The following is a 24,739-nucleotide window of genomic DNA, read 5'->3' on the forward strand; positions in this document are numbered from 1 at the left end:
CTGGTAGTACTGGACCCATGAGTAATACCGGACCCACGGGTAGTACCGGCATAAACGTTACAACAAATTCTATGTTTGCAAATAATACAGTGGGTGGAACAGTTTCAGTTGTACTAGGTGGTACTAACATACCACTCTCAAACAATCAAAGCCTTGATAGCTTTGCAGTCAATAGTGCGAATGATTTATTTACAGTTCCTGTAACGGGACGTTATTATCTTTCTTATCAAATTAATACTACAACTGTACTTCTTGCGGGTTCAAGACTAATTTTAAACGGATCTACATCACTTCTGAGCTCAATTCTATCTCCTGCCTTATCTACTTCAAGTTATAATAATAATTTAATTACAATATTAAATGCAGGTAATACTATTTCTCTTCAATTATTCGGTCTCTTATCAATTGTCAATTTAATCGGTGGTGGATCAACTGGCGCCTCTCTAACAATTATACGAGTTGATTAATAAATGATTCATTTTTTCTTCTTAGCTTTAAATGCCATTCCCCTATATAGATAGTAGAAACTATCTATACTAAATATTCCGGATAAACATTATCAATTTACTCTATACGCTATCAATGTTAAGTTATTTATGAAGACGGTTTCTCCTTTACGAACCATCTCAATACGTATTTGAGAAATATTCTCCAATCCTATACGCGAGAGCAATACTGTGTTGACACTCAAATGAGTGTCTTTTTTTAAAATTGTAATAAATAAAACCATCTCTTATAGATGGTTTTATCAAAACATATCTCTTTATATTCTAAATAAAATAGCAAGTTTATGAAGTCGGATAATAAATGGTCATACTTAACCGAGTTAGCGTTCGTCCGGAATTATGATAAGAGTGCGGTCTATCCGCCTTAAAGCGAATTGAATCTCCGCTATTTAATGTATATTGACAATTATTTATTTCAATTATCAATTCTCCCTCAAACACCGTTATAAATTCTTCGGTCCCTTCTTTATGGCCTTCCGAACTTAATTTTCCTTCCGTTTCAATTTCAACCGTATAGATTTCAAAGTTCCTATCATCTTGAAAAGGAAAAGAAGGATACACTTTATATCTCCCATTGTCTTCTGATAATACTTGAACATCGTTTCGTAAAACCACTTTCGTATCAGGCTGTGGATTATTAATTAAAGACGTAAAAGACACTTTTAAACCATTCGCTATCTTCCATATTGTTGTTAGTGTCGGGCTTGAATCTCCTCTTTCAATTTGTCCAATCATCGTTTTACTCACACCTGTTAATTGGGAAACCTTTTCTAAACTTAATTTTTCTTTCTCACGTATTGCCTTTATATTTTTCGCCAAAATAAGTTGAATTTCTTCCATAAAAAAACACTCCTACACTATATACAATATAACGACCGTTATGTATAATAAAAAGCACACGTTATATTGTTCTTTTCGGTCATTATAACACACGAAAAATACTTAGGGGGTTTTGAAATGCCTTTATTTTCTTTTTTATTATTTGTTTTTATTAGTAGCTTCACGCCCGGTCCTAACAATTTTTTAGCTATGACATACGCAAATCAACTTGGTTTGAAAAGGAGCATGCAATTTTGCTTTGGAGTAGCTTTCGGTTTTTTCCTCCTCACTTCTTTATGTAGTTTCTTTAATATAGTACTAATTAATATTTTACCTAAAATCGAATTACCTTTAAAAATTTTAGGAGTAGCATACATGTTATATTTAGCTTTTAAAATACTCACTAGTAAAGGCAGTACGGATCCCGATGAAAAAGATAATAAAAACTTATTTACAGTGGGGATTTTTCTTCAGTTTGTTAACCCTAAAGGGATATTATTCGGACTGACTGTAGTTTCTACTTTTATTCTCCCTTACTACAATTCATATTCAAGTTTTCTACTTTTTTCATTATTTCTAGGTGTAGTCGGTTTAATGAGTACATTTAGTTGGAGCCTGTTTGGTTCAATGTTCCAAAAACTATTATTAAAACATACTCAATTATTTAACATCATTATGGCTGTTTTATTGGTTTTCAGTGCTATATCAATCGTTATAAGCTAGCTCTATACTCATTCTAATTCTTATATTTTGTTTAACTGAACCAAACGCTACAGTACGTATATCTTAAGCTTTTTCTCTTATTCTCCTAAATAAAACTTTTTTCTACCTTGTACAAACAGTTTTTATCCTCATTAAATACAATATATAGACAAATAAAAGATAGGAGATTAAAGAATGGCTGACTATTTTTATAAACATGGGAAAAAGCACTATAAAAACTATTCTTATTCTCACCACAAAAAAGAGAACTGTTTCATTGAAACGCATACGATTGCCGGTTCAAATATACCTCTAGATATTGTCGTACCAGCTAACACTTCAAGAATAGTTTTCGAAGATTCTACTAATAATCACAACAAAACATTACTTCAGTTTCATGTTCCTGGCACCTCTGCACCGATTGTAATAACTATTCGTACAAGAAATGCTCGTAGACCAATTACTGCTACAATAGCTACAGGTGGAACAAGGATTTTTCAAGTAGAAAATTTTGAAAGCCTCACTGTCACAAATAATACCAATACAAGTAGCGATATTGGTATTTTTATTCAAAAAACGTTTTGCATCTGCTGTGATGACCAAAATGATTACTATGCAGAACAATCACATTCTCTTAACCAAAAGAGTAACTGTTTTATTGAGACTCATACCATAGCCGGTTCGGGAACTTCCTCAACTGGAAATGTACCTCTAGATATTATCGTACCCCCTAACTCTTCAAGAGTGGTTTTTGAAGATCTTACTATTAATCACAACAAAACATTACTTCAAATATCTGTTCCTAACGATTCCGGTCCCATTGAAGTAACTATTCGAACAAGGATTTCTAACACACCAATTATCGCTACGATAGTTCCTAATGAAACAAGGATTTTTCAAGTAGAAGATTTCCAAGAACTTACCCTCACAAATAATTCCGATTCCTTTGATTTTATTGATATATTTATCAATAAAACGTTTTGTATTTGCTGCAACGATCAGAACAGCCCTTGCGATGAATGTTGCAATGAATACGACAATGATTATGATTGCTAGAATAACCGAAAAAAAATCTCTCCTTTTACATTTCCCCATTAATACAAAAGGATGCAGTTAAAACATTTAACGAAAGACTATTGAATAGCAATGTTTGCAAATACAAAAAATGCGGTTTCTCTTATCACGAGAAACCGCATTATATCAATATTTTTGTTAAATTTTAAACTGACTTGTATACAAATCAAAGTTGTAGCCTCTCATTATTAAATAGTTTAATTTTGCGCTATTTCATTAGGTAATCCCATTTTCAAATGGATATATCAGCGATATTTTATATCTATTTCGTATAGGTGTTAGCAAGTTCGTTTGCAAACTTGTTAGCACTTTTTTATATTTCTTTTATTACATATTCCCTCACAAATATATCATACTTAGCTGCTAACTCTTCCAGTTTCTTCTCTCTGTATTTTGGAACTGCAAAAAATGAACTACTGCTATTTTTTCGTTATACTTTTGTGCGGAAAATATACCTTCGTTTTATATAGTTTCATTTCGTTTCACGTGTTGCATTAAATGTACGTATATCTGATAACGTTTTTCTATGATATCACTACTTGTTTTTAATTCGTGGCTGTTTTGTAGTGGATAATGTGGCTGTTTTTAATGAACCGTATGAAAATTTCACCATAAGATATAGGGGGGAATGTAAAATTCACTTGGTATTCTAGAAATAAGAGAGAAAACAGTTATATTTCTCTTTCGTTTCATAATCTATTCGTCTATAGGGAGATTGGTGGCACGCCTCTACATAGACTACTGTAGAGGTAAAAGCTGTTTCCTCATCCAAGGAATGACCGTATTCTGTTTTTGGGGTAATAATATGTCTGATATCACGAATGATTTTATGAGTATTTCGTATTAGTGTTTTTTAATTGATTAAACCTATTTTTAAATGTGACATATCTGTGCAGTGACAATAAGGTTGTTTCATTGAATTAATTGATGGAGAAGCTCTAATTAACATGTTAAATTCATAAAAATATAAAACCACCATTTTAAATAGGTAGTTTTTCATTTTAAATCTCTCGAAAAGAACGTAGTAAATATAAAGTTGTTAATTAATGATGAATTAAAAATGTGAGAATACCTATGTACATATTGAATATAATAATTTTATTTGTTGAAAGGACATACTATTTTATAGAGTTCTGTAATCTGCTATAAAATAAGGAGAATGTTTATGAAAAAATCTAGTATCATGGTATTCTTACTCGCATATGGTTTATTTTATCTTTCCAGTATTTTATTCCCTATCGATCGTGTTTGGTATGATGCCCTGGAAAAACCACCTTGGACACCTTCTGGTATAATAATCGGAATTATTTGGGCTTTATTATATGGACTTATTGCATTATCAGTTACAATTATTTATAACAAGTACGGATTTAATCAAAAACTATTTTGGTCCCTATTCCTTTTAAATTATATCTGCAATCAAGCATTCAGTTATTTTCAATTTAGCCAAAAGAATTTACTTTTAGCAACAATGGATTGTTTTTTAATCACAATTACCACGTTATTGCTAATTGTGTTTTCTTTCAAATCATCTAGGATATCAGCATATTTGTTCATTCCATATCTTTTATGGTCTGCATTTGCTACATACTTATCCTGGACAATTTTTAGTATAAATTAATGTTGTATCAAAACTTGAGCATAACCAAAAATGCTCAAGTTTTTCTTGTTTGTTAATCAAGAAATAAACATTATGGAAATAAAAAAGCTAAGCTTTCACGCAAGCAATCCTATTCCAATTAATTAATTTTCTTTAATTCTTCTATACAATTTTGAACAAGTGTGACTGCTTGACTCATGGTAGGGCCACATCCAAATGCAGCTGTTACTCCAACGGTTTCTAGGATTTCTTGTTCAGAAGCTCCTTGATCAATGCATCCCTTTGTATGATAAATAATACAATACTCATCCTGAGAATAAAGACTTATGCCCAATGCAATCAATTGTTTTTGCTTTTTTGATAACGCCCCATCTTTAAAGCACTCATCCGTAAATGAATTAAATTGTTCAGTAAGTTTCGGCATCTTCTCAGCAAATACTCCCAAACCATATTTGTACTGAAGTAGTGCATCTTCTGTTGGATTTTTACCTTTATGTTCCATTTTTCATTCAACTCCCATGTCTAGTATGTATTAAACACAGATTAGTATGGACCTAAATAGTTTTGATTAATCATAATTAGCCAAAGATTGTTGCAATGAATCCGCAATATTTATTCATGAAAATTCCACATAATTTTACTAAAAAGAAAAATACTAATACTTGTTTCAATACTTTACTTCAAAGTATTAAAACAAATTTACTAACTACGATACAAGGAGGCATCACTGTGGACATTCGTGAAGGATTAATTCCAACAGCTCTAGGTACAGCAGTGACAGCAGCAGGTTATGCTCTTAAACAAACCCGTGGAACTAATAAAATGATTGCAAATACAGTATTTGGTTTTGGTTTAGCTCACGTCGTTTTAGGTGTAATTGATCTTGTTGAACATCGTCGTTAGAACGAAAGGCAAGCATTGATATATGCTTGCCTTTTTGTTAGTGCAATTATTATTCATATTTCAAAGTATATTTGTATGACGTAATCTTATCAATGAAATTAAATAGTTACACTACAGGAAAATTATAAAGTAAAGCTTTGCGCATTGAATTATATGAAATGAGATGGTGATAGAATGGAATTTTCTTCTGAAAGTAACACGTATCATGCTGGTGACATTGTCTATATTTTTTATCGAAATCCCCACACGCAGGACGTAGCTAATATACAAGCTGCAGCAGTTGTAAATAATCCTGAAAGCCCTAATGAATTAGCACTATTTCTTTACGAAACATATTATCCACTAACAAATGAGATGGCTGTATATGCTACAGAAGATGAGGCAAACCAAGCGTACGCTTACTATTATGGTGATATTTCAGAGGGGATGTTGGAATGAATAAGCCATTTATGCCTAAGCTTGTATATTTTGAACCTAAAGCATTAGATTATCCTTTGGGGAAAGAACTTTTTGAGAAGTTTTCAAAGATGGATGTTGAAATTCGACATACTACTTCTCATAATCAAGTAAGAGATTTGCCAGGCGATAACGATTTTCAAAAGTATCGAGTAGCAAAATCTACGCTGGTTGTTGGCGTTAGAAAAACACTGAAATTTGATACTTCCAAGCCTTCAGCAGAGTACGCAATTCCTTTTGCAACGGGATGTATGGGACATTGTCATTATTGTTATTTACAAACAACGATGGGAAGTAAGCCTTATATAAGAACATATGTAAATGTTGAAGAAATTTTAGATGCTGCTGACAAATACATGAAGGAGCGCGCACCCGAATTAACAAGATTTGAAGCGTCGTGTACTTCAGATATTGTAGGAATCGATTATTTAACGCATACCCTTAAACGGGCCATCGAGCATTTTGGAGAATCTGAATATGGGAAATTGAGGTTTGTTACGAAATTCCACCATGTAGATCATTTACTTGATGCTAAACATAATGGAAAAACAAGATTTCGCTTTAGTGTAAACGCTGATTATGTGATTAAAAACTTTGAACCCGGAACTTCTCCCTTAGCAAAACGAATTGAGGCAGCAGGAAAAGTAGCTAGAGCAGGATATCCACTTGGTTTCATTGTAGCGCCTATTTATCTTCATGAAGGCTGGCAGGATGGGTACTATCATATGTTTGAACGCTTGAATGCTGAATTACCTCTTGACGCACGGGATGATATTACATTTGAGTTTATTCAACATCGTTTTACAAAGCCAGCTAAGAGAGTGATTGAAAAAAACTACCCGATGACAAAATTAGAATTAGATGAAGAGAAAAGAAGATATAAATGGGGGAAATATGGAATCGGAAAATACATTTATCAAAAAGAAGAAGAAGAGGATATAAAAAATCATCTGTATTCCTATATGAAACAGTTCTTTCCTAATGCGAAGTTAGAATATTTTACATAAAAAGAAAAGAAGAACGTTCTTTTCTTCACTAATCTTAGAAATTACTCACCCCAAAAAAGACAAAATATGGTGCTAATGCACCCTTTAGAAACATTGGAAATTCAAATTTCTATAAACAAAAACTTACTTATTAAAATAATGAAATAAAACAAATAAAAAGATAAATCGTCCTTCTAAAGGCGATTTATCTTTATTAAAAAGAAATTTACATTAATACTTCGACATTGTTGATTCTTAATCTAGTCATGATAAATATCCATAGCTTGTACTACAATTAAAACAGTGGATATTCACATATAAAGAACCACTACATTTAGAGAACAGGATAAACATTCTATAAAATGTTCAATTTAACTAGTAAAGCTAATAAAATTTGGAGAAGAATTTGAACATTTACCGCTATATCTGTATCAGTAGTCGTAACTGAAACATTTCTAGAATTTCTAATAACAGTTTCTTGTTTATTAATTTGTTTAATAGATGATTTTTGAAACAAATCTTGTGCTACGCGATCAGCTTTCTCACTGTCTGCTATAGAAATACTTAACAGGAGCAATAACGTCATAAATACAGAGGAAGCTAGTTTAATTGTCTTTTTCATTTAGCATCAACATCCTTTTTTATAATTTTTATGTAGTCAAGTAATCCACTTGCTGATAGTCCAATGATGATTCCTTGAAATAACATTTGTTTTTATATCTCCGTCCATAAATAAAACGCCTAGCACAATGCCAAGCGTTAAATTCAATAACGGAACATATTTTGTTTGCAATCCAATTGTTTTTGCCATTTGTGAAAGACCTACTACAATTCCAATCATTACAGCTAAACTAACCATTACATACCACCTACAATAAGTCGGAAAATCTAGGTAGTATTGGCGCTAATTTTATCTAACTGTTTGTTAATATTGATAATGTCTTTTTCGTTACCTGTTGTTCGCATCTCTAAACTTTTAATTTCTAAACGAATGTCCTTGATTTCTTGAACATCACTTCTTACTTCTTGTAATCCTTCCACAATGACCACCCCTTTTAGGCAACAAAAAAAGACCAGCTTATGGCTGCTCTGGTTTATCGTTTATTAATTTTTGAACTAACTTTTTTAGTGCATCTATTTCACTGTACAATTGTTTATTATCATCTGCATGTTGCTGTTTGATTTCGGCTATTTCTTTATTATGTTTTACTTCTAATTCTTGAATGGCCTGAATAGAAATAGAAACCGATTTATATAGACTAATAGCAGTTTTATTTTCGTCAGTGAATACTGAATCCGTGTCGTCAGCTATCATTCCGTAATAGGTAACTAACTTGCTCAACTCTTCTGGATCACATATCGGCTGAACAAAGTTCATTATTCATTACCTCCAGTCTCTTCTGTCTCGTAAACTTCTAATCCAAGTGCAAAAGCAAGTTTATAAAACGATTTAGACTTCCAACGTCGATAAGTACGCTCTGACATTCCGATTTCGTTATAAACCATGTAATCACACATATCCTCTTCTTCTAAATAACGTTTACAAATAATATCCCTTTGGATACTTCCTGCACGTCCGTTTCCTAATCGATTTAGAAACTGATCAATACGTAATGACATCCTTTCAAGCCATTCTTCTCGTTTACTTTGTTGAATATTTGCTATAGCAACATCTTCTAATGGCTTTCCAACTGCATGTGTAGGACCGTGCTCACGCATTTCATAAGAAGGAGTGACTTTCATTTCTTTACGCATCATCCCAAATTGCCTATGTATACGTACGCTTGCCAACACGCCTTCTAATTCCTCCTGTGTTGCTGTTCTATCGATTTTTGATAAGAAAGATAATTGTTTAGTCATGTAAGACCACTCCTTTTTATTTTTTAATTACTTTTGTCTTAAAGCTCCACTTCTACGTTCATAACGCGGCCCACGAATTCCAATTAAACCTTCAATGTCACGATTGCTTAATTTTTCTTTTCGTTTTCTCTTGTTTTTCTTCTTTGCTTGTTTAGATTGCCTTTTCCATTCACGTAACTGATCTCTTAGTGCCTTCATTTCTCCATCTCCCTTTTCAAAATAAAAAGGACACCTATTCCTAAAACAGCTCTCATTGCTGCTTTAATGAATTGATGTCCTCTAGTTTTCTAGCCGGACGATATTTATTTTTCTTTCACTTTAAAATACCAGCTTGTACAAAAATGTTTTTCCAAGCGTTATTGACTTGTTTTACCGGAAATACAAGAGGATGCAGTTAAAACATTTAACGAAAGACTATTGAATAGCAATGTTTGCAAATACAAAAAATGCGGTTTCTCTTATTACGAGAAACCGCATTACATCAATATTTTTGTTAAATTTTAAACTGACTTGTATACAAATCAAAGTAGAATCCTTTCTCTTCCATAAGAGATTCGTGATTTCCTCTTTCAAAAATACTACCATCTTTAATTACAAGTATTTGATCTGCTTTTTCAATCGTTTTCAGCCGATGAGCGATTACAAAACTTGTTCGCCCTCTCATTAAATTATTTAATCCAGATTGAATTTGTAATTCTGTTCTCGTATCAATATTAGATGTTGCTTCGTCGAGAATTAATATATCTGCATCTGCTAAAATCGCTCGTGCAATCGCAAGGAGTTGTTTTTGTCCTTGACTTAAATTCGAACCTTCTGAAGCAATTTCCGTTTCATATTGATTCGGTAGATGTTTTATAAAAGAATGTGCTGATGCTGCTTTTGCTGCTGCAACTACTTCTTCATCACTTGCATCTAAACGTCCATATCGAATATTTTCCATAATCGTTCCTGCAAATAAATACGTATCCTGTAAAACAACCCCTATTTTACTCCGCAAAGAATTAATATCATAATCCTTTATATCTTTTTCATCAATGCTAATTTGCCCTTTTTGAATGTCATAAAAGCGAGTTAACAAATTAATAATTGTTGTTTTTCCTGATCCAGTTGGACCGACTAAAGCGATTGTCTCCCCAGGATTCGCCTCGAGACTCACATCTTTTAAAATCATGTTGTCCTGTGCGTATCCAAATGAAACTTTCTCAAGCCTAACATGTCCTTGTAAATTTTGTACAAGTACTGCATCTTTTTTATTTTGAATTTCTGGTACTTCATCCATAATTTCAAAGACACGTTCTCCTCCAGCAACTGCCGCTTGAATCGTATTCATTAAAGTTGCAAATTGACTAAGTGGTCTTGAAAATTGTCGAGAATAATTAATAAAAGCTGCAATGACACCTACTGTTGTCATTCCGTTTAATACCATTACCGATCCAGTTCCAATTACAAGCCCCATTCCTAAGTTATTAATAAAGTTCATACTTGGAAAAATAAATGCTGAAAACGTTTCAGCCTTCGTTGCTGAAATTCTTAGCTGTTCGTTAATTTCATTAAAGTTATGTACGGTTTCTTTTTCTTTTCCGTATAACGTAGTTACGTCTGCGCCTGTAATAGCTTCCTCAATAAATCCATTTAATTCTCCTAAATCCTTTTGACGCTTCGCAAAGTTTTTCCCACTATAAGCAACTAGTTTTTTCGTAACGAAAAACATAATAGGTACTGTAATTAAAGTTACAATCGCTAAAATCCAATCTAATGAAAACATCGCAATTGTTACACCTATAAACGTTAACGCTGATGAAATGATTTGCACAACACTTTGTGTCAAAGCTTGATTTAAGTTATCAATATCATTTGTCACACGGCTCATTAAATCACCTTGAGAACGTACATCAAAGAATCGTAGAGAAAGTGTTTGGATTTTTTCAAAAATATCTTGTCGTATTTTTTGTATAGTCTTTAATGCAACATTAATCATTACAAATGTTTGTAACCATGTTAATAATACGGTTATCCCATATATTGCAATGAGTATCATGCACATTCTGGCTGTCCCGCTTAAATCCTTCGGTACAATGTATTCATCAATGATGACCCCCATATAATATGGCCCAAGTAAACCTAGTAATGTCGTGATAAATACAAGAATAATAACGAACATAAGAGATGCTTTTTGATACCCCATATAGTTCCATACTCGCATTATAGTTCCTTTAGTATTCTTAGTTTTTCCCGTTTTCGGATTGTTACGTCCACCTTTATTTCCAAATTGTCCTTGAAAATTACGCACGCTCTTCCCCTCCTTCTTGCTGCAGGCTACCACCTTGGGAAAGATAAATTTCCTGATACACTTCACAAGTTGCCAATAAATCCTCATGCGTACCATTTCCAACTAATTCACCGTTATTCAAAACGAGGATTTTATCAGCATCTATAATAGAAGATATTTTTGATGCAATTAAAAATGTCGTTGTGCCACTATATCTTGTCCTTAACGCTTCCTGTATTACAGCTTCTGACTTCGCATCAACTGCCGATGTAGAATCGTCTAATACAAGAATAGATGGCTTTCTCACTAGGGCTCTTGCAATAGATATACGTTGTTTTTGACCACCAGATAGATTGGTTGCACCTTGTGTTAAGTTATATTCATAAGAGTCTTCCAGCTTATTGATAAACTCAGTCGCACAAGCAGATGAAGATGCTAATTCCAATTCATCATAAGTTGCATCTTCTTTGCCATAACGTAAATTCTCTTCTATACTGCCTGAAAAAAGAAGTGCCTTTTGTGGAACGAAGCCAATGGAAGCACGAAGTTTTTGCAAATCGTATGCTTTCACATTAACATCATCTATACATATTTCACCTTGATCAACATCGTAAAGTCGTGGCAATAGTTTCGCCAATGTAGATTTACCACTTCCGGTCGATCCAATAATCCCTATTTTTTCACCTTTACGTACAGTAAAGGAAATATCTTTTAAAACATATTCATTATTTTTCGTATAACTATAGCTAACATTTTTAAACTCTACATTACCACCCACTTGTTTTGGTTCATATACGTCGCCTTCAGTTGTAATATCAACTTCAGTATGTAAGACTTGTTGTACACGATCAGCTGATGGAAAAGCACGGGCAATTTGAATAAATACCATACTAATAGACATAAGTGACATTAAAATGATATTTAAATAGTTAATAAAAGCTAAAATGGCCCCTACTTGGAGTGTACCGTTAAAAACTTTCTCGCCACCAATCCATAAAGTTGCTACAATTCCGCTATTTACAACTAGCATAATAATTGGCATCATCAATGAAATAATTTGTATTGCACGAATATTTATTTCAGTTAAACTTGTATTAACTTTCTCAAACTGTGCGATTTCATATTTTTGTCTTACATATGCTTTTATAACACGTACACCGGATAAATTTTCTTGTAGCTTTGTGTTTACTTTATCTAATGCTTCTTGTACTCGCTTAAATGAACCGCTCGATTGACCTGCAATCAATACAATTGCAACTAATAATACGGGTACCACAACAAGTAAAATTGGAAATAGGTCTCTCGCTGTTACAAAGACTATAATGATACTTCCAATAAATAATAACGGTCCACGGACAAGTACACGTAACGTCATCGTCATTGCCGATTGAATAGATGTAATATCATTTGTCACGATTGTTAATAATTTACCTGTTCCAAATGAATCACGATTTTTGCTAGAAAATGTTTCTATTTTCGCAAACACATCTTTTCGTATGTCTGTAGCGAAATTAACAGCAGCTTTTGTAGAATACATCATACAACCAAGTCCTCCAACTAAACCGATTGCTGCTGCTCCTATCATAAGAAGCCCCATTTTTATTACATAATTCAAATCCCGGTTTGCAATTCCAACATCAATAATATGTTGCATTATTGTCGGTTGAATTAAGTCCATCGCAACCTCAAGTACCATAAATAGCGGTCCAATAATAGCGAAGAACATGTATGGTTTTAAATACTGTAACAACTTGCGAAATGATTTCATACATAATCTCCTTTTTTTATGAAATTACCATTGAATAATTCATATTCCTCCTTATTTAAGCGATATAGTCTGTAATTTCTTCATTAGTCCTATTATATTATGTAAATTAATATTTAACATTATTAAATGATAAGCATTTATAACTTTCCGGTCAATAAATGCGCTTTATCTTACGTAAATACAAAAACCACATTCTTAATAGAAAGAATGCGGTTTTTTATTTATATTTGTTCAATTGTAAAATTCAATCGCGAATCATTATTTTCAGATGGTTTTCACGTGTAAAAACTTATTTTAATAGGATTATTACCTTTATTCTCCATAAAAAGCATCTATATAAATATTTAAAACTCCGTTAAAACTGGGAATTTATATCCTCTAAAATCTAATTCTCTATTACTCCGAACCATCAAATACTTACTGGACTGTAATTCTGTATATTGTACATCATCAATCCCTAATTGATCTGGGCAAAAATAAAATTCAATCTTTGTAAATGATTCAGAGATTTCCTCACATAATTCATCTAAAATCGGAAGTACTGGAGCAAATACTCCATATAACTTTAGCTTTTCATTTTCTACTTCATAAACAATCATCGCATCTAGTTTCTTAGAATAATACAGTTTCTCATTCCATTTTAAGTCATACATTTTCAAATAAAACGAAGATCGATAATTTATTGTCGAAAACATATTAGAAAGCCTTTGACTATTTTCAATGATTTCATTTATTAAATTTCTATCCTCTTCATTATAAAAATCTAACTTTCTAAGTATAGAATCTTTATTAATCTTATTATCATACGGTATAGTCATCAGATATTCCTGCACAATTTGAAATCCAAATGATTTATATAGTTCAGGTGTTTCAGTAAACAAGAAAGCACATTCAAATTGCTTATCAATTTCTTTTATCATCTTATTAAGCAATCGTGTCATTAGTCCTTGTTTGCAAAAATTCAGATGTGTCATTACTGATTGAATACCCGCTGCATTTATTTTTTCACCATTAATTAGTAACGGAAGTGAAAATGCCGCAACATTTGCAATCACTTTATCATCTTCTATAAATGATAAAGCTTTATATGTATAATCCCAATATCCTTTCTCTGAAAAATCATTCAATATTTGACTCGTAATCCCAAACACTTCTTCAAATAAAGGAAATAACTGCTCTCTTTTCGGTTCTTCCATTAGAATATTTGCAAATTTTTCAACATTCCCCATGTTGTCCCTCCATATGTCGATTCCATAAAATTAGATATGGTTATATGACCTACTCTTAAAATAATAGATCTTACAAATCAATATACTATCATAAAATATAAAAAAATAGTCCAATTAATTTTATGTTTTCACCATTTGAAAACAAGTCGAATAAAACAATATTAAGATTTTTGCATATTAATAAGGTTATTATATAAAAATAGTGCTTTCTATTTAGTTTTTACTAATAGAAATGCACCATTTATAAAAAATATTTATTTATTTATTTTTTTATTCCTTCAAGCCTCTCCTTCGTATTAATTTCTTCTCCCCTCAGTCGCTTTTCAAATGTCTTTCTCCAACTAGTAGAAAGTGCATGTACTTCTAATATTCTCTTTATCCCTTCTATATTTTGTTTTTCCTTATGCATAATACGATTAGCAAACGCTACTGTAACACTTATTGGATCAGACTTCAGCAACTTTAACGTATCAACTGGTGATACCCACCCTTCTTTTAATACACGAAAATAAAATCCTGTATATCCCGTGTCTTGAAAATACAGTGGTAACTTGGGAATATTGTATTTCTTAGCTAACTTAAAACAAGGTTGTCTTGGTTGCGTTACTTGTACAATCGCTTCTCCGAGCTCAAACGTATCACCGATACAAACATCCTCTTCACGTATACCGCTCACTGTTATATTTTCTCCGAACGCTCCATATTCAAGGTCTTGATTCAATGTCTCTTCCCAATAACTATAATGTTCGCTCGAATACACACAAACTGCTTTATCCACACCACCATGATGAACTAAATCCGCCTGACCATCACCTTTAAATTTTAGAAATGATAAATATATAGGTTCCTTTGTTTTCGTTTTATTTATACCCGTATGAATTAATTTTCCTCCATACATAACTTCTTTTGGGAATCCTATATTTAGTGATAGTACCTCATATAATTTATTCATCATAATTGCCTCTCTCACTTTCCGCACAATTTTTTAAAAGATTGGTTTATTATTTCAAAACCCTTATCAATTTCTTCATTTGAAATGACAAGAGGCGGTAAAAAACGTAGTACATTATCAAATATCCCTGCCCCAATACTTATAAGCCCATTCTTCCAGAATTCATCAATTAATTGTACTGTTAGTTCTTTTGCTGGTTCTTTTGTTATACGATCCGTTACAAGTTCCATTGCAACCATTGCACCGATTCCACGAACATCACCAATCACTTCGTACTTTAATTGCATTTGATGTAGATGTGACATTATTCTATTTCCAATTTGCTGAGCCCTTTCAACTAGATTTTCTTCTTCCATTATTTCAAATACAGCAAGACCGGCTGCACATGATAACGGACTCCCGGCAAAAGTTCCACCAATTTGTCCTCTCCCAGGAATGTCCATCAACTCCGTACGACCGACAATAGCACTTAATGGTAAACCGCCAGCAATTGATTTTGACAAAGTCATTATGTCAGGTTCTATATGAAAATGTTCCGTCGCAAACCATTTCCCTGTTCGGCCAAATCCAGTTTGCACTTCATCCATTATCATTAAAATACCGTATTGATTACAAATTTCTCGTAATCGTTTTACAAATGAAATAGAAGGAATAATAAACCCACCTTCTCCTTGTACTGGTTCCATTACGATTGCTGCTACTTGTTCAGGTGATACTTCTTCTAAAAACTTTTCAAACTGATAGATGACTTGAGAATCCACCTCTTCAGGAGAAACTCCTTCTTCAGCTCTGTAATAGTACGGATACGGCAATATATGCATGTCTGAAACGAACGGACCAAATCCTGCTTTATATGGATTTTCTTTGGTCGATAAAGACATTGTCATTAATGTTCTCCCATGAAATCCTCGTTCAAACGAAATTACTTTCCTCCTCCCTGTTACTTTACGTGCGATCTTTACAGCATTTTCAATCGCTTCCGCACCACTATTGGCAAACATCGTTTTTTTCTTGCTTGTACCTGGCACTTTCTCATTAATTTTCTCCGCTAAAGTAATATAATTTTCATATGGAGTTACATGAAAACAAGGATGTATAAATGATTCTGCTTGTTTTTGTACCGCTCTTACAACTTTCGGATGACAATGTCCAACATTTTGCATACCAATTCCACCAGCAAAATCAATAAACTGATTTCCATCTACATCTGTTATTATCGCTCCCCTTGCTTCTTTTACATATAAAGGCATTAAATGATATATTCCTTTCGGTACAGCCTCCTCATACCTTTTTTGAAGTACTTGTGAATAACTGCCCGGTAATACACTTGATTGCAACAATTCTTCTTCACCTCATTTAATTTTTTAATCAATCCATTTCTGATAAAGTGATTATATATCCCACAAAACCATTGTTCAATTCAATTATCTATATAATAATGATAGGTATATCCTATGATTAAACTTGAGGTGATTTCAATCGAATTACGACAATTAGAATACTTTTTAGCTGTTTCGAAAGAATTACATTTTACAAAAGCAGCTGAGAAATTAAACATTTCACAACCTTCACTAAGTCAACAAATACGTGCATTAGAACATGAAGTGGGCATGCCACTTTTCGATCGAATTGGTAAAAAAATATCTTTAACTGAAGCAGGAAGAGTTTTATTATCGCACAGTAAAACAATCTTTCACGAAGTCGAACAAGCCCGTTCTGCCATTCAAGATTTAAACGGATTACAGCACGGATCCTTAACAATCGGCTCATTGTTAACCGTCGTAAATTATTTACTACCACCGACTATTTTAAATTTTAATAATTCATATCCAAATATTGAGCTTTCTGTACTAGGTCTTCGTACAGGAGAAATTCGTGAAAAATTATTACAAAATGAATTAGATATTGGTATTACATTTCTCCCGGTGCAAGATAAAGAGATTGTTTCTATCCCACTATATAAAAGTGAACTTACATTAGTTGTGCCAACCAGCCATTCTTTAACTGAACGTAAGTATGTATCTATTGAAGAGTTACAGGACTATCCTTTAATTCTTCTACCTAAAAATTTCTATTTAACAGAACTAATTACATCTCATTGCCAAAACTTTAACTTTAAACCAAAGCCAATTTTAGAAATTAGTACAATGGAATCTTTAATTCAAATGGTCGCACAAGGTATGGGGATTACCGTGTTACCAAAACCGTATATAGACTTTTTGCAAAGTGAGCACATACAAGCTATTAAAATTGAAAAACCCACTCCAACAATAGAGATAGGACTTATTTATAGAAGAGATAAATATATGTGCGCTTCTACCCGGAAATTTATTGAGCAACTCAAAATAACAGTACATTCTTTACAAAAATAAGTATAAAAAGAGATTATCCAATGAAGCCGCTGCACAACGACCCCATAGAATAATCTCTTTTCATTATGAAATAAAACCGATACGTATAAATTCATGTAATTTTAGTGTACCTTTTTTGAGATTGGAATATATTTTGTAAAATATGCCCCTACTAGCAACAATACAATTGAGACTAGCCAAGTAAAAACACCGCCAAAATGAAGCCAATATGCAAACAAATTTAAGATTGCAATTAAAAAGCAACAAATAGAAGTTAATGCACTTTTTAATCCTTTTATCCCTGCTTTTTTTCTTTTTTGATATGTTATATACATCGAAACGACTAGAAAAAGGATTAGAACAATTGGTAACATAGCTTGTAGCAATGGCAATCCCTCCTGTCTATTTCCGCTCCTTCAACTTTACCACATTATCCCTTTTTAATCTTTAGGAATCAACTCACTTTTCTCTTCTTTCCAAAAATCAGTATATTCACTATTTTCAAAGTTCACATTCACTTGAGAAAACGTAAGGATTAGAGAAACTAGAAAAGTAAGCGAGTAATAACAAAAATGAGTAACTGCTCTAAAAAGCAATTACTCATTTTTATTAAAACATTTGTGTTCATAACAATACAGGTGTTTCAAAATCAATATGTATATTATTTATTAGCTTGTACCTCACCTGCAATTAATTTACTACCTGAATATGTACCTTTTTGTATAAAAACTTGATTAATTAATTCTTTTTGCTCCTTTTCTGACATTACTCCTTTCCCTTCTCCTAAATTCCCACTTTGTAATTTCCAAATCTTGTTGTGGTCTACATCAACCTTTTCATATTTTCCTTGTTTCCATCGTTCTAAAATATCCACATATGTACTTTTTTGTGCAACATCATTACTATTTATAATTTCGAGTAAACTTTCAATACGTTCTTGTGTAATAAAAATATAGCCCCATTTTTGATCAGCTTTCGTTTTTTGATGTGCCATTTCATGTAGTGCTGTCTGTATGTTCTCATCTGTCCACTTAAAATTTTTATTAAAACCACTATTCGGTAATGAATGATTGCCATTTTCTAAAAGCTTTGCATCTTCAGCTTTTACATTACTATCAGCTAGCACTTCTACTGCCGGAGCGGCTGGTGATGCCTTTTTCGCAGCTGGTTTACTATTATTCAGATAATACAGCATACCATACGTTACACCTACCCCGATTACCGCCATACCAGCTATAATTCCTATGATTTTAAATAATGTTTTCATCTTGCTTGTTTCCTCCCAAATATCTCTGTTCTTACTACCTCATTATTTCTTATATAAAATAGTTCATCCCATCCCCTATCATATTATTTATATATATTTCCTTATATTGTATTTCTTTTTTCGTGAAATTGAAAGATTATTCTGTTAAAAAATAAAGATATTCTACAAAATTTCCCTTTATATTTATATGGAAACAAAAAAACAACGAGCGCCTTCTAAAACACTCGTTGTTTTTACTTTATGCACGATTTTCTTTTAACCACTTCGTAATAACATCTAACCTCGAAACATCAAAACGTCTTTCTTCACATACTTTTAAGCTGTTTAAACTTTTCACAATTTCTAATTCATTCGACTTTATACTTTTTGCTTCAATCAATTTACAGTACCCGTCTGTGACGGTATTGAGATTTTCATAATAACGCTGCAACGGTTTTGATATATGTAAATGTTTTTCAAAATTTCTTCTGCTTCTCGTCTCATCAAATTCTTTTCGTTTTCTAAGTTCTTCATCATTCGTGTACAAATAAAAATATTGATCTGGAAAACCAATTTCTCTATTTATCATCTTTTCTTTATAAAAGTTTTCTATTAAAGATAACGGCTGATTAAATATATCAAAATGAAAACACCAATTATAACTAAGTGGCTGATATATATCCCCATCGAGTATTACTAATTCATATTGCTGCGACTTCTGCACTGCTATATTCCAGCGCTCTACTTGTTTTTCAAAATACCATGTTCTATGTTCATTTTTTGGTCTTTCAAATAAAAAATTCACTTCAGGTATAATGAATGCTCCATAATTGTTTTCTAGTTCACGGCATGTGCTACTCTTACCAACAGCACTCGCTCCCTCAAACGCTATAATCCCCATAGTTTCTCCCACTTTCCTTAACTAAAATCTCGTTGTTTCACTCTTCTCCCCCATAACTGTTTCCATAAAACGATTGAAGCGATAGAAAGCATTATTGTTGTAATAATACTACCTTCAATACCAAATGAGCCTCCATGAAGAACTTCTGACCCATTTGTTACAGGTTTAAATAGTGGTGTTGAATATATCGTCATGCCACTAACTGCAAAACCATAGACATTATATTGTGCCCAATTCCAAATGGAATGCCATGCACAAATCCCCCAAAGACTACTGTCCTTTAATACGTAAAAAGCTGCAAATACACCAACTAATATTATATTCGATATTGAAAGGATTGTAATACCAGGATTAAGTAAATGCAGAAAACCAAATAAAAAGGACGTCACTATAATCCCAACCCATATACGACTTCTAACAGAAATAACTGGAAATAACCAGCCTCGTACAATAATTTCTTCCGTTGCACCTTGTATTAAAAAAGCAATTAAAGATCCTACAATACCAAATATGGCGGTTGCCGTAATTTGTTGCATTTGTAGTTTTACAATCCCTGTTAATATAAGCACAATTACTGGTATTGAAATGAAGACAAATCCTATTAACGCACCTCTCAAATACGTTCTCATCCATTGCACTTTCCAAAAACTAATGGATGAAAATGACCTTTTTTCTACAAACCTAATCCATAAAAAAATAAAAAATATAGCCCCACCAAACGTTAATATCATCTCAATATTATTATAAATTGCCTTTACAAATGATGTATCCGCTTTCGGTAAAAACAGCATAAACAACATGAAAAATTCACCTAAAGTTAAAAATACAATTGCAAGTATAACAGCGAAAATAGGATGAACTTTTCTTCTTCCTTCTTTTGCTGCTTCAATTATTTTAAATTGTTTATTTAGCAATATTCTATCCTCCTTATTATTGTAATCATCTGTATTCTTAAAATATATATCGTTTCCATTAAACATATTTTTTAAAATAAATGATTTCCGTTTGGAATAAATTCAGATTAGGAATAATATATAAATAAAAGAGATGTCTTCGCGCCTTTTACCAGTATCACCCAATTCATTCACTGATATTACCAAGCACTTGCTATTTCCCACCATTTGTTGTAGGATAGTAATTAAGGTCAATTTAGCACTATATTTTCTTTGCATATTATCAAGTATCAATCAGGAATGTTTTGTACTCCTTATGGATTTTTGATAATATGTGAACTTTTATTTTCAATCGAATAAGGCCGATCATATTGTAATCTTTTTAAATTTTAGGAGGCATTACCATGACATTAACAGGTAAAGTAAAATGGTTTAACAGCGAAAAAGGTTTCGGTTTCATCGAAGTTGCAGACGGTAGCGACGTATTCGTTCACTTCTCAGCTATCACTGGCGACGGCTTCAAATCTCTTGACGAAGGTCAAGAAGTTAGCTTCGAAGTTGAAGACGGTAACCGTGGACCTCAAGCTAAAAACGTTGTAAAGCTATAATTCAATCAATAAAAAGGTTGTTACCGACTCGGTTAACAACCTTTTTAATATATAACTAAAAATTTTTACATAAAAGGAGTGGTTACATGTATCGCAATCGAAAGAACGATGTAGCAGAAGTACCACCAGAACAAACCCCTGTTTGGGAATGTGAATCAGAGGATTGTTTAGGATGGATGAGAAAGAACTTTTCATTTGAAGAAGAGCCTAAATGCCCTTTATGTAAAAGTAGTATGAAAAGCGGAGAACGTTTATTACCTAAAATAGGTTGATTTTTACAAGCCCCTCTTATTTTAAATAAGAGGGGCTTTTTTATTAATAATGAATATCCTCTACATCTGTTCGTACAATAGAATACATTAATGCATCGTGTTGTTTATTTCCTTGATGAATGTATCCACGTAACAGCCCTTCTTGTTGAAAACCTAATTTAGATAACATATTACACGAAGTTATATTTTCAGGATATGTAATAGCTCCAATTCTAAATAAGCCTAAATCTCGAAATCCATAAGTAATAATTTCTCGAGCAGCTTCAGAAGCATAACCATTCCCCCAATAACGAGGATGCAAATCATATCCAATCTCTGAGCGTTTACTCCAAAGTTGTAAATTATTTAATCCAATTGTTCCTACTAAATTATTTGTGTCTTTTAATACAATCCCCCAACGCATTGCCTTTTTCTCAAAGTAATTTTTTGAAAAAGATTCAATCATACGTGAAGCTTGTCCAAACTCAGTAAAAGAATTCATACCGTAATAACACGTTACCTCATCTAATGAGAATATTTCATATATTTTTTGACAATAAGATTGTTCTATTTCAACTAAGCGCAAGCGTTCTGTTTCTAACATAGGAAATACCATAGGATCACTCCTTTCTCTCTACTCATTTATTATAGCAGAAAAAATATTTATAATTAGGAAAGTCCTTAATGTCCCACAAATCAAATATTTCTAGCGATGTTTATCCTATTAATAATATATAACTTCGTTGTATTTATTAATTCCCCTCTAAAAACCACCCCTAATTTACACCTTCTCATGTTAAAATATAGAAAAACAGTAAATATTTCTTACGGAGGTGCTTAAACTTTATGTATATTTTCATTGGCTTATCCCTCTTGCTCATTTTACTCATTTTTTTATTCGCAAAAAAATTCACACCAAATTCATTTATGATGACAAGTTTTAAAGGAAATAGCTTTAAGACATTTTCAGTTGGTATATTAATCGCTGCCACACTCTCTCTTTCATACGGAATGTATCACGCAGCAACATATCAACCTAGATATTTAGATATTAAATTGCAAAATCAAAATTTCACTGTTTTTGGTAATGTTGGTGAGTTTGGTTATTTCTCAGAAGAATTACTAAAAAAAGATGCAGAAGTTGAACTGTATTTTGTCTCTTGGGAAACAATACAATTAAATAATCCAGAAATAATAGTAGACTACCCTTCAGGCAAACAGGAAACATGGAAGCCTAATATAACATTAATTCCTACAAATAAATTAAAAGAAAAACATAGTATTAAAGAACTTTATCGGCTCTCACCGTATTCATTTGAAGAATCTGGAAAAACAACATTAACTATTAAAGAGAATAAAGCCAATCATAAAAAGATTGTAATTAATGTTAAATAATCATAAATAAAATGTCCCTCCATTATGTTGGAGGGACATTTTATTTACATATGTATTCAATATTATTATTTTGACTGTTCATTCAATGTCGTAATTATTTCATTGGCAGTATTCTTTCCGTTTCCAATACAAGCACCAATTCCTACACCGTAATATGAAGCACCAGCTAAGTATACATTAGGATAAAGCACGGCTAATTTTTCTTGTAATGATTGAACAGCTTGATTATGTTCTAAATGATATTTCGGCATTAAATCTTTCCAATTTGTAACTTCAATTACTTCCGGTTCACCTTTAATTCCGAGGCTCTTTTCAATATCATATAAAGCAACTCGTACTAATTCTTCTTCACTATAACTTTTGATCGTTTCATATACTGGATTAGTGCTCTTATAAAACATTCTTACTAATAGCTTTTGTTTACCAGATGTATGTTTCCACTTCCTGCTTGTCCATGTGCAAGCATCACAATGTAAATCACTGTTTTCCGTTACGATAAAACCTGTGCCGTCAGCCGGTAGTTGTTCATCTAGTATGTCAAAACCTAAGTAAATACTTATAAGCGATGAATTTTTAAATTTATTAAAATGCTCATTTAACTCATTAGACTGTAATAACGTTTGTGCGATATCATGTGGAGCTGCTAAAACGACATAATCAGCTTGTATTGTCTCATGATTTGCAAAAGAAACCTCATACCGATCCCCTTTTTTACTTATCACTGTTGTTACAACACCTTTATTAATGACAGTCTCAGTCAGCACTTCTTCTAAGCGATTAATAATCGTAGATAGTCCACTTTTAAATGATACAAACTTTTTATTTCCTGCTGACTGAAATTGTTTTTTATTCTCTTCAAAACCTTTAATAATACTTCCATATTTATTTTTATACTCAAGTAAATACGGTAACGTAGATGCCATTGTAAGCTCATTCAATTTACCAGAATATACACCTGAAAGCACAGGTGCAATTTGTCTTTCCACTAATTCTTTCCCTAAAAAGCTTTCTAAAAATACAGCAAGTGATGTATCCTTTGTAAACTCCTTATTTTTCGTAATAAAATCTTTTAAAGCAACGATTTTCCCTTTTTTTGAGACTAGCGTACTGCTAAATAATGATTCAACACTCATAGGAATCCCAAATATAGTGTCAGCAGGAATTGGATGTAATATGTTATCAGAGTATATGTAAGAAATACCTGTTTCGTTATATACCATTTCATTTTCTAAATTTAAATCTTTTACAAGCGGCAAAACATGTTCATTACGAGCTACAATAGAATCTGCTCCAGATTCCATAATAAAATCATTTTCTTCCACACTGTGGATTTTACCACCTAAATACTCTTCTTTCTCAATAAGGATTAAATTTAAATCTATATTATAATCCTTCTTTAATTTTTCTAAATAAAACATAGTAGAAAGTCCAGTAATACCTCCACCGATGACAACGACTGTTTTCATATTTGCTGCGCCCCTAACCGATACAATTAATAATTCCTTTATTATTATAACCAAAAATTATCATAGTCGACTAGCAGCTTTCGCATTCTGTAAGAAATTAGACAATATATATGAATAAAAAAGAACTATAACATATTCAACTCACGTCATAGTTCTTTCTATTTTAAAAACATAAACCAGTTTATTAATTTGTCAATTTCTTGGCTGAGTGCTATTACTTTTTCATGTTGAAGTCCATAATTTGAGACTAGATTCAATAATTCTTCTTTTTTCAATTCAATTATTTTTTCTAACTTCACTAATTCCATGTCGTCTTTATTCGCTCCAATTTCAAAATATATGTATTTTAGTATAGCCTACTTACATAATAAGTAAAAGTCTCATGCTAATGTAAAATCTTACATATTTGAAAAAACAATATACTACTAACAAAAAAAGAGACTTAAACTAAGCCTATTATTACAGGTCATTATAATTTTCTACCATTTTTTATAAATATGTTAG

General features: G+C 32.2%; 29 protein-coding genes and 3 pseudogenes. 11 read left to right on the top strand and 21 right to left on the bottom strand.

The features are described 5' to 3' along the window. Nucleotides 1–17 precede the first annotated feature (17 nt). The gene (locus JFU18_RS03625; protein WP_201033765.1) at nt 18–467 is read left to right on the top strand and encodes a BclA C-terminal domain-containing protein; all 450 of its coding nucleotides are present in this window, start codon (nt 18–20) and stop codon (nt 465–467) included. A 321-nt stretch (nt 468–788) separates the two neighbouring features. Here the strand turns inward: JFU18_RS03625 and JFU18_RS03630 are convergent, their stop codons facing one another. After that, on the bottom strand, nt 789–1,346 hold the full coding sequence (locus tag JFU18_RS03630; protein ID WP_201050256.1) for a helix-turn-helix domain-containing protein: 558 nt from the start codon (nt 1,344–1,346) through the stop codon (nt 789–791). Between the two features lie 117 nt (nt 1,347–1,463). Here JFU18_RS03630 and JFU18_RS03635 point away from each other — a divergent pair, with 117 nt between their 5' ends. From JFU18_RS03635 to JFU18_RS03645, 3 genes are all read left to right on the top strand, one after another. After that, entirely contained in the window at nt 1,464–2,048 is a 585-nt protein-coding gene (locus tag JFU18_RS03635; protein ID WP_078176188.1) for a LysE family translocator, read from the top strand. Between the two features lie 174 nt (nt 2,049–2,222). Beyond that, nucleotides 2,223–3,083 carry an exosporium protein D gene (locus JFU18_RS03640; protein WP_201033764.1) on the top strand — a complete coding sequence of 287 codons (861 nt, stop codon included), beginning with the start codon at nt 2,223–2,225 and terminating at the stop codon, nt 3,081–3,083. A 1,183-nt stretch (nt 3,084–4,266) separates the two neighbouring features. Then, nucleotides 4,267–4,722 carry a TspO/MBR family protein gene (locus JFU18_RS03645; RefSeq protein ID WP_137058488.1) on the top strand — a complete coding sequence of 152 codons (456 nt, stop codon included), beginning with the start codon at nt 4,267–4,269 and terminating at the stop codon, nt 4,720–4,722. Between the two features lie 118 nt (nt 4,723–4,840). Here the strand turns inward: JFU18_RS03645 and JFU18_RS03650 are convergent, their stop codons facing one another. Then, the gene (locus JFU18_RS03650) at nt 4,841–5,203 is read right to left on the bottom strand and encodes a carboxymuconolactone decarboxylase family protein (protein WP_201033763.1); all 363 of its coding nucleotides are present in this window, start codon (nt 5,201–5,203) and stop codon (nt 4,841–4,843) included. A gap of 227 nt (nt 5,204–5,430) precedes the next feature. Between JFU18_RS03650 and JFU18_RS29755 the strand changes: the two genes are divergently transcribed. The 3 genes from JFU18_RS29755 (at nt 5,431) to splB (ending at nt 7,067) form a co-directional block, all read left to right on the top strand. Then, nucleotides 5,431–5,604, top strand: a complete 174-nt coding sequence (locus JFU18_RS29755; protein WP_000354585.1) for a hypothetical protein — start codon at nt 5,431–5,433, stop codon at nt 5,602–5,604. A 174-nt stretch (nt 5,605–5,778) separates the two neighbouring features. Beyond that, entirely contained in the window at nt 5,779–6,042 is a 264-nt protein-coding gene (locus tag JFU18_RS03660; protein ID WP_201033762.1) for a transcriptional regulator SplA domain-containing protein, read from the top strand. Next, entirely contained in the window at nt 6,039–7,067 is a 1,029-nt protein-coding gene (gene splB / locus JFU18_RS03665) for a spore photoproduct lyase (RefSeq protein WP_201033223.1), read from the top strand. The genes JFU18_RS03660 and splB overlap by 4 nt, the downstream gene beginning before the upstream one ends. A 334-nt stretch (nt 7,068–7,401) precedes the next feature. Here the strand turns inward: splB and JFU18_RS03670 are convergent. The 12 genes and pseudogenes from JFU18_RS03670 to gabT all read right to left on the bottom strand — a co-directional run. Next, nucleotides 7,402–7,614 (bottom strand): annotated as a pseudogene (locus tag JFU18_RS03670) (spore coat protein); the annotation flags it as partial. Nucleotides 7,615–7,664: 50 nt separating this feature from the next. Continuing rightward, nucleotides 7,665–7,905: pseudogene (locus tag JFU18_RS03675) on the bottom strand (holin). 32 nt (nt 7,906–7,937) lie between these two features. Further along, nucleotides 7,938–8,087, bottom strand: a pseudogene (locus JFU18_RS03680) (hemolysin XhlA family protein); the annotation flags it as partial. 37 nt (nt 8,088–8,124) lie between these two features. Continuing rightward, complete coding sequence (locus JFU18_RS03685) at nt 8,125–8,424, bottom strand: hypothetical protein (RefSeq protein WP_201033216.1); 300 nt, start codon at nt 8,422–8,424, stop codon at nt 8,125–8,127. Beyond that, nucleotides 8,424–8,906, bottom strand: coding sequence for an ArpU family phage packaging/lysis transcriptional regulator (locus JFU18_RS03690; protein WP_201033215.1), 483 nt, complete (start codon nt 8,904–8,906; stop codon nt 8,424–8,426). The genes JFU18_RS03685 and JFU18_RS03690 overlap by 1 nt, the downstream gene beginning before the upstream one ends. A 27-nt stretch (nt 8,907–8,933) precedes the next feature. Beyond that, the gene (locus tag JFU18_RS03695) at nt 8,934–9,104 is read right to left on the bottom strand and encodes a hypothetical protein (RefSeq protein WP_170972783.1); all 171 of its coding nucleotides are present in this window, start codon (nt 9,102–9,104) and stop codon (nt 8,934–8,936) included. 115 nt (nt 9,105–9,219) lie between these two features. Further along, complete coding sequence (locus JFU18_RS30465; RefSeq protein ID WP_137059908.1) at nt 9,220–9,300, bottom strand: DUF3983 domain-containing protein; 81 nt, start codon at nt 9,298–9,300, stop codon at nt 9,220–9,222. 99 nt (nt 9,301–9,399) lie between these two features. Continuing rightward, nucleotides 9,400–11,196, bottom strand: coding sequence for an ABC transporter ATP-binding protein (locus JFU18_RS03705; protein ID WP_201033213.1), 1,797 nt, complete (start codon nt 11,194–11,196; stop codon nt 9,400–9,402). Further along, nucleotides 11,189–12,943 (bottom strand): ABC transporter ATP-binding protein, encoded by a 1,755-nt coding sequence (locus JFU18_RS03710; protein ID WP_016092610.1) that lies wholly within the window; start codon nt 12,941–12,943, stop codon nt 11,189–11,191. Before JFU18_RS03710 ends, JFU18_RS03705 begins: the two co-directional genes overlap by 8 nt. Nucleotides 12,944–13,287: 344 nt before the next feature. Further along, entirely contained in the window at nt 13,288–14,172 is an 885-nt protein-coding gene (locus tag JFU18_RS03715) for a GNAT family N-acetyltransferase (protein ID WP_201033761.1), read from the bottom strand. 262 nt (nt 14,173–14,434) lie between these two features. Further along, nucleotides 14,435–15,127, bottom strand: coding sequence for an MOSC domain-containing protein (locus JFU18_RS03720; protein WP_085311053.1), 693 nt, complete (start codon nt 15,125–15,127; stop codon nt 14,435–14,437). Nucleotides 15,128–15,138: 11 nt separating this feature from the next. Further along, nucleotides 15,139–16,464 (bottom strand): 4-aminobutyrate--2-oxoglutarate transaminase, encoded by a 1,326-nt coding sequence (gene gabT, locus JFU18_RS03725; protein WP_201033760.1) that lies wholly within the window; start codon nt 16,462–16,464, stop codon nt 15,139–15,141. 129 nt (nt 16,465–16,593) lie between these two features. On the opposite strand from gabT, the gene JFU18_RS03730 reads away from it, so the two are divergent. Beyond that, complete coding sequence (locus JFU18_RS03730; protein ID WP_201034590.1) at nt 16,594–17,496, top strand: LysR family transcriptional regulator; 903 nt, start codon at nt 16,594–16,596, stop codon at nt 17,494–17,496. Between the two features lie 101 nt (nt 17,497–17,597). Here the strand turns inward: JFU18_RS03730 and JFU18_RS03735 are convergent, their stop codons facing one another. The 4 genes from JFU18_RS03735 to JFU18_RS03750 form a co-directional block, all read right to left on the bottom strand. After that, nucleotides 17,598–17,861: a hypothetical protein gene (locus tag JFU18_RS03735; RefSeq protein ID WP_201033205.1), complete on the bottom strand. Its 264-nt coding sequence runs from the start codon at nt 17,859–17,861 to the stop codon at nt 17,598–17,600. Nucleotides 17,862–18,136: 275 nt separating this feature from the next. Then, nucleotides 18,137–18,742, bottom strand: a complete 606-nt coding sequence (locus JFU18_RS03740; RefSeq protein WP_002085644.1) for a PRK06770 family protein — start codon at nt 18,740–18,742, stop codon at nt 18,137–18,139. 238 nt (nt 18,743–18,980) lie between these two features. Next, nucleotides 18,981–19,622 (bottom strand): chloramphenicol acetyltransferase, encoded by a 642-nt coding sequence (locus tag JFU18_RS03745; RefSeq protein WP_201033759.1) that lies wholly within the window; start codon nt 19,620–19,622, stop codon nt 18,981–18,983. Nucleotides 19,623–19,639: 17 nt separating this feature from the next. Next, complete coding sequence (locus JFU18_RS03750) at nt 19,640–20,536, bottom strand: CPBP family intramembrane glutamic endopeptidase (protein WP_201033758.1); 897 nt, start codon at nt 20,534–20,536, stop codon at nt 19,640–19,642. 383 nt (nt 20,537–20,919) lie between these two features. On the opposite strand from JFU18_RS03750, the gene cspD reads away from it, so the two are divergent. Beyond that, nucleotides 20,920–21,123 carry a cold-shock protein CspD gene (gene cspD / locus JFU18_RS03755; RefSeq protein ID WP_002012849.1) on the top strand — a complete coding sequence of 68 codons (204 nt, stop codon included), beginning with the start codon at nt 20,920–20,922 and terminating at the stop codon, nt 21,121–21,123. A gap of 86 nt (nt 21,124–21,209) precedes the next feature. After that, the gene (locus JFU18_RS03760) at nt 21,210–21,395 is read left to right on the top strand and encodes a cold-shock protein (protein WP_000286202.1); all 186 of its coding nucleotides are present in this window, start codon (nt 21,210–21,212) and stop codon (nt 21,393–21,395) included. 43 nt (nt 21,396–21,438) lie between these two features. On the opposite strand, the gene JFU18_RS03765 is transcribed toward JFU18_RS03760, so the two are convergent. Then, on the bottom strand, nt 21,439–21,990 hold the full coding sequence (locus JFU18_RS03765; protein ID WP_002031946.1) for a GNAT family N-acetyltransferase: 552 nt from the start codon (nt 21,988–21,990) through the stop codon (nt 21,439–21,441). 230 nt (nt 21,991–22,220) lie between these two features. Between JFU18_RS03765 and JFU18_RS03770 the strand changes: the two genes are divergently transcribed. Further along, nucleotides 22,221–22,769 (top strand): hypothetical protein, encoded by a 549-nt coding sequence (locus tag JFU18_RS03770; RefSeq protein ID WP_016102030.1) that lies wholly within the window; start codon nt 22,221–22,223, stop codon nt 22,767–22,769. Between the two features lie 65 nt (nt 22,770–22,834). Here JFU18_RS03770 and JFU18_RS03775 read toward each other — a convergent pair whose 3' ends face one another. Beyond that, nucleotides 22,835–24,235 carry a protoporphyrinogen oxidase gene (locus JFU18_RS03775; RefSeq protein ID WP_201033200.1) on the bottom strand — a complete coding sequence of 467 codons (1,401 nt, stop codon included), beginning with the start codon at nt 24,233–24,235 and terminating at the stop codon, nt 22,835–22,837. Nucleotides 24,236–24,393: 158 nt separating this feature from the next. Further along, the gene (locus tag JFU18_RS03780) at nt 24,394–24,543 is read right to left on the bottom strand and encodes an aspartyl-phosphate phosphatase Spo0E family protein (RefSeq protein ID WP_002012842.1); all 150 of its coding nucleotides are present in this window, start codon (nt 24,541–24,543) and stop codon (nt 24,394–24,396) included. Between the last annotated feature and the right edge of the window lie 196 nt (nt 24,544–24,739).

Origin of the sequence: Bacillus sp. TH22, from assembly GCF_016651015.1 — a bacterium.
GTDB classification, from domain to species: domain Bacteria; phylum Bacillota; class Bacilli; order Bacillales; family Bacillaceae_G; genus Bacillus_A; species Bacillus_A mycoides.